At 44.9% G+C, this 5,989-nt stretch carries 5 protein-coding genes; all 5 read left to right on the top strand.

Translation table 11 applies throughout. The features are described 5' to 3' along the window. The first annotated feature begins 505 nt into the window (after nucleotides 1–505). Entirely contained in the window at nucleotides 506–2,098 is a 1,593-nt protein-coding gene (locus AB5170_RS22185; protein WP_226837875.1) for a peptide ABC transporter substrate-binding protein, read from the top strand. 175 nt (nucleotides 2,099–2,273) lie between these two features. Beyond that, complete coding sequence (locus AB5170_RS22180; protein ID WP_226820525.1) at nucleotides 2,274–3,239, top strand: ABC transporter permease; 966 nt, start codon at nucleotides 2,274–2,276, stop codon at nucleotides 3,237–3,239. A 2-nt stretch (nucleotides 3,240–3,241) separates the two neighbouring features. Beyond that, nucleotides 3,242–4,165, top strand: coding sequence for an ABC transporter permease (locus tag AB5170_RS22175; protein WP_226815283.1), 924 nt, complete (start codon nucleotides 3,242–3,244; stop codon nucleotides 4,163–4,165). 8 nt (nucleotides 4,166–4,173) lie between these two features. Continuing rightward, a complete protein-coding gene (locus AB5170_RS22170; RefSeq protein ID WP_148463622.1) occupies nucleotides 4,174–5,172 on the top strand; it encodes an ABC transporter ATP-binding protein in 999 nt (332 codons plus the stop codon). Then, nucleotides 5,162–5,989: ABC transporter ATP-binding protein (locus AB5170_RS22165; protein WP_368365162.1), on the top strand; the 828-nt coding region annotated here is incomplete at its 3' end. The genes AB5170_RS22170 and AB5170_RS22165, both read left to right, overlap by 11 nt.

Raw genomic sequence — 5,989 nt, 5'->3', positions numbered from 1 at the left:
TGAGGGCTCTCCCGAACGCATTAGTCGCAGTTAGCGATTAGTTCGCTGGAGCGTTGCGCCGGCGAGTGAGTAATACATATTGTCCAAATGCGTCCCTCCTGAAGAACTTTTCAACACATTCAACACATTAAAGAGGAAAACAGGAAGTCGGATACAGTTGAAGCACCCAGCTGCATCCGATATTTTTTACTCATTTTTCCTTGAAAAAGCAGAATTTGTACAAAATAAATACATAATTCGTACAAAACCAATTCTAAACAATAAAAAGCAATAAAGAATAATAAAAAACAATTGACAACACTACAACACTTTGCTATACTAAAATTACCAAAAAGAGGCGAGCAAAGAGAACATTTTTTATTTATGCAAAGGCGCATGAAACTACATCGTGACTAAGTTGCAAAATAGAAAATGTTTTTTTACTATAAAGCTCCATTTAAACTCTGAACGGCAAAGGCTTACTACCGTACCTGCATAAAGGACGGATAAGAAAGGAGAAAAAACTATGAAAATGATGAAAGCAGCAGTAGCACTTGGAATGGCACTCACCATGACTGTTACAGGTGCATCAGCAGTATTCGCAGAGGGAGAGACACTCAGCGTTGCTACTGATTTCGAGATCAAGACTCTGGTACCGTGGGCTGCATCCGAGGAGAATGCATTCCTGGTACTGAACCAGGCAGAAGAGGGACTGTTCCGTATGGACGAGAACAACCAGCCTCAGCCGGCTCTTTGCGATACTTATGAGGTATCCGATGACAAGCTTACATACACCTTCCACTTAAGAGATGGAATCCAGTGGAGCAATGGTGAGCCTGTAACAGCAGCAGATTTCGTATACGCATGGCTGAAACAGATGAGCGCAGATGCAACAAACGGCTACAGCTTCATTATGACAGACTACATCGTAAACGGTCAGGAGTATAATGAGGGAAGCGTTGAGGCTTCTGAGGTAGGCGTTAAGGCTGTTGACGATCAGACACTGGAAGTTCAGCTGAAGAGTCCAACACCATACTTCCTGAACCTTACTACAATGGATATGTTCTTCCCAGTTAACGAAGCATTCTGTGAAGAGCAGGGCACAAACTTCGCTCTTTCCCCAGACAGCATGCTCTACTGCGGACCGTACGTGATCACAGATTATGATCCGGCTGTAGGCGTTACTTTCGCTAAGAACGACAATTACTGGGATAAAGACAACGTAGCAATCGAAGATGCACAGGTTCGTGTAATCAAAGATGCTGCAGCTGCATTAAGCGCATATCAGGCTGGCGAGCTTTCCCAGGTTAAACTTGATTCTGCAAACGTAGTAGCATACAAGGATGATCCGGAATTCTCCCAGGAGATCGACTTCCGTACAAGCTATGTACAGTTCAACCTTACAGATGACGTAATGAGCAATGTAAACATGAGAAAAGCTATTTCTCTTGCTATGAACAGAAGCGCTCTTACAGATAACATTCTTGCTGATGGTTCTGCACCAGGATTTGGTCTTGTAGCAGACGGCATGAGCGGTGATGGAGAGAAGACATTCCGTGAGCTGAACGGAGATGTTTCCCCATATGATCCGGAGCAAGCAAAAGAGTACTATGACAAAGCAGTTGAGGAGCTTGGAAGCGCACCTTCAGAGGTTACTCTTCTTGTAGCTGATGACTCTGTATCCAAATCCGTTGCAACATTTATCCAGAGCGAGCTTGTTACAACACTTGGTCTGAACGTAGTAATCGATACCAAGACTGTACAGGGACGTGGAGAGCTGATGGATGCCAACAACTATCAGTTTGCTGTAACAGCATGGGGTGCTGACTATGATGACGCTATGACATACCTTGATCTGTGGACAAACGGAACTCCATACCGTGGAAACTACAACGATGCAGATTACAATGCACTGATTTCTGATGCTAAGACTCAGACAGACGATGCAGCTCGTCTTGATGACATGCTGAAAGCTGAGAAGAAGCTGGTTGAGGAAGACGCAGTTGTTGCTCCTGTATACCACAGAGGTTCCGCTGTTCTGACAAAATCCAATGTCAAGAACCTGATCAGCCATCCAATCGGTGTTCCGCTTGAGTTCAAGTACGCTTCTTTCGAATAATCTCTTATTCAGGTGATTGTTGGATATAAACTGGCAGCGAAACAGATCTCAGAGGTTTGCTTCAAATTCAAGTAATATTCCTTAAGGAACAAGTAACGGACCGTATACAGCAGTGGCTTACACAGCCGGTATACGGTCTGTTTTTCACAGAAAGAAAAGGAGTACTGTTCACTACGTGCACAGTAACAGAAAAGGTGATGTCATGCTGAAATATGTATTAAAGCGATTGGGGTACATTCTGGTTACCTTGTGGGTAATTGTAACCTGTACCTTTTTCATGATGAAAAATCTTCCAGGTACACCTTTTGATGCTGAGCGTTTTAGTATTATGACACCTCAGCAGCAGGAACGTGTGCTGGAAATGTATGGATTAAATGATTCTCTTCCAATGCAGTATGTGAAATATATTAAGAACATGCTGAAAGGAGACCTGGGTACTTCCTTTACTTATGTAAACCAGGATGTTTCCAAGGTTATCACAGGTCGTCTCGGACCATCTGCGCTGATTGGTATCCAGGCAGTACTGATCGGACTTGCAATCGGATTAATTTTAGGAATCCTGGCTGCCTGGAAGCACAATAGCGGAATTGATTACTTTACTATGATATTGGCAGTGCTTGGAGTCTCGGTGCCGAACTTTGTCGCCGCAGCCCTTCTTCAGTATTACATAGGTCTGAAATGGGGCGCTCTCCCGGTTGGATTCTGGACTGGCTGGAATTGTTCCGTATTGCCGTCCATTGCGCTTTCGTTCAGTGCAACAGCTATGGTTGCCCGTTTTATGCGTACCGAAATGCTGGATGTACTGGATCAGGATTACATCGTAACTGCAAGAGCCAAGGGGCTGAGCCAGATGAAAGTCCTTATGCGTCATGCAGTCCGCAACTCCATCCTTCCGGTTGTAACTATTTTAGGACCAATCGTAGTAAACCTTATGACAGGATCTCTTGCTGTAGAGAACATCTTCAGTATTCCTGGTATCGGAAGCCTTTTCGTAGACTGTATCAAGGCAAATGACTATCCGGTGATCATGGGTATTACTATTTTCTATGCCGCATTCTATATGCTGATTGTACTGCTTGTTGACCTGGCTTATTCTCTTATTGATCCGAGAATTCGTCTTGCCAAAGGAAAGGAGAGCTGATCGTGGACAAATCAAAAATTGACCGCAGCATGTATCAGAAAGCGAAAGTAGAAGCCTCTGAAAAAGAGCACATCGCAGCTCCTGCTTCCACTATGCTGGCTGACGCATGGATCCGTCTGAAAAAAAACAAGGCAGCAGTTGTAGCATTATTTATTTTGATCGGAATTATCCTGCTTGCCATTTTTGCACCGATCTTCAGTAAATATTCATTTAGAGACACTGATTATAACAATGTATATGGACTTCCAAGCGCAGCACACATTTTTGGTGCTGACCAGTTTGGACGTGACCTGTGGGTACGTACCTGGATGGGAACCCGAATTTCCCTTATGATCGCACTGGTAGCTGCAATCCTGGATCTGGTTGTAGGTGTTCTTTACGGTGCTGTTTCCGCTCTTTTCGGGGGAAAGGTAGACGCTGTTATGCAGCGTATTATTGAGGTACTGGTTGGAATCCCAAGCCTTATCATTGTAATCCTTTTCCTGATGGCATTCCCGGCTGGTGTAGGAACTATTATCGCTGCACTTTCCATTACCGGATGGGTAAACATGGCCAGACTGGTTCGTGCCGAGATCCTGAAACTGAAGAATCAGGAATTCGTACTTGCTTCTCAGGTTCTTGGAACCAGCAAATTCAACATTATTATGAAGGATCTGATCCCGAACACAGTCAGCGTTATCGTAATCAACGTGATGTTCACAATCCCAAGCGCTATCTTTACCGAGGCATTCTTAAGCTTCATTGGTATTGGTCTGGCAGAGCCGCAGGCTTCCCTTGGTGTATTGATCAACGGTGGTTATCAGGTACTGCGAATGTATCCACATGTACTGATTTTCCCGGCAATTGTTATCGTACTGATTATGGTATGCTTCAGTATTCTGGGCGACGGACTTCGTGATGCCCTTGATCCGCAGATGAGAAAGTAGGTACAGCTATGGGAAAAATATTAGAAGTTAAGAATCTTACAGTCCACATCAAGACGCACAAGGGCGTTGTCCAGGCTGTGCGCGGCGTGGATTTTTACCTGAATGAGCAGGAGACACTTGCGGTAGTAGGAGAGTCCGGTTCCGGAAAATCCATTACCATGAAAGGTGTTATGGGAATCCTCCCAAAGAATGGAAAAGTAGTAGAAGGAAGCGTAATGTTTCAGGGAAATGATCTGACCAAATATTCAGAGCGTCAGATGCAGCAGGTGCGCGGAAGCGAGATTGCCATGATCTTCCAGGATCCCATGACTTCCCTAAACCCGACCATGAAGGTTGGAAAACAGATCGAGGAAATGCTGAAAGAGCACCGCAAGGAGATGAGTAAAGCCGACCGTAAGGCAAGAGCCATCGAGCTTCTTTCCCTGGTTGGAATCTCCAATCCGGAGGCACGTTACGACCAGTATCCACACCAGCTGTCCGGTGGTATGAGACAGCGAGTTGTCATCGCCATTGCACTGGCATGTGATCCCAAGGTGCTGATCGCAGATGAGCCGACCACAGCCCTTGATGTAACGATCCAGGCACAGATCCTGGATTTGATGCGCGATCTTCAGAAAAAGATCAAAACATCCATTATCATCATTACCCATAACCTTGGTGTTGTGGCAAATATTGCAGATCGTGTTGCTGTTATGTACGGTGGAAAATTAGTTGAGACAGGAGATGTGGAAGATATTTTCCACAATCCATGTCACGAATATACAAAAGGCCTTCTTCGTTCTATTCCAAAAGCACACGAAAAAGGCGGTGAGCTTCAGGCAATCCCGGGAACTCCTCCGGATCTTATGGAGCCTCCGGTTGGATGTCCTTTTGCGGCAAGATGTAAGGAGACAATGATCGTCTGCCAGAAATACATGCCGGATTATACCGATTGCGGCAAGAATCATAAGTCAGCATGCTGGATGCTTGACGAGATGGCACAGGAGGTAAACTCTGATGAAAAATGATGAAAAGCAGGTACTTCTTGATGTTAAGAACCTGAAGAAATACTTTAATGTTGGAAATAAAAAGATTCTGAAAGCAGTTGATGACATTTCCCTTCAGATTTATAAGGGAGAGACTCTTGGTCTGGTTGGAGAGTCTGGATGTGGTAAATCTACCTTCGGAAGAACTGTTATCCATCTGTATGATCCTACAGATGGTACGGTAACCTTCGATGGAACGAAAATTGACAAGAATCTGGATACAAAGCAGAGACATGAACTTTGCAGAAGAATGCAGATGATTTTCCAGGATCCATATGCATCCCTGAACCCGCGAAGAAAAATTCTGGATATTGTAGCAGAGGGAATTGATGCTCACGGTCTTGCTGCCAATAAAAAAGAACGTGATGCCAAGGTAATTGAGCTTCTGGAAACCGTTGGTCTTCAGGCAGAGCATGCAGATCGTTTCCCTCATGAGTTTTCCGGTGGACAGCGCCAGCGTGTTGGTATTGCACGTGCACTTGCAGTAAATCCGGATTTTATCGTATGCGATGAGCCCATTTCTGCTTTGGACGTTTCCATCCAGGCACAGGTTATCAACCTTCTGGAGCAGCTTCAGAGAGAGCGTGGGCTGACTTACCTGTTTATTGCACACGACCTTTCCATGGTGAAGCATATCAGTGACCGTATTGGTGTTATGTACCTGGGATCTCTTGTTGAGCTTGCTGACAGTGAGGAGCTTTTCGAGAACCCAATGCATCCTTATACCAAGGCTCTTCTTTCTGCAATCCCGATCCCGGATCCGGATATTGAGAAGAACCGTCAGAGAATCATGCTGGAG

The organism is Ruminococcus sp. RTP21484sp1_RTP21281st1_A8_RTP21281_210402 (assembly GCF_040914025.1).
Lineage (GTDB): Bacteria > Bacillota > Clostridia > Lachnospirales > Lachnospiraceae > Blautia_A > Blautia_A faecis.
This window is presented reverse-complemented; position numbering and strand designations above follow the sequence as displayed.

What these genes read in the sequence shown, in the direction of transcription:
- AB5170_RS22185 (WP_226837875.1), top strand. Translation starts at nt 506, where the DNA reads ATGAAAATGATGAAAGCAGCAGTAGCACTTGGAATGGCACTCACCATG.
- AB5170_RS22170 (WP_148463622.1), top strand. Translation starts at nt 4,174, where the DNA reads ATGGGAAAAATATTAGAAGTTAAGAATCTTACAGTCCACATCAAGACG.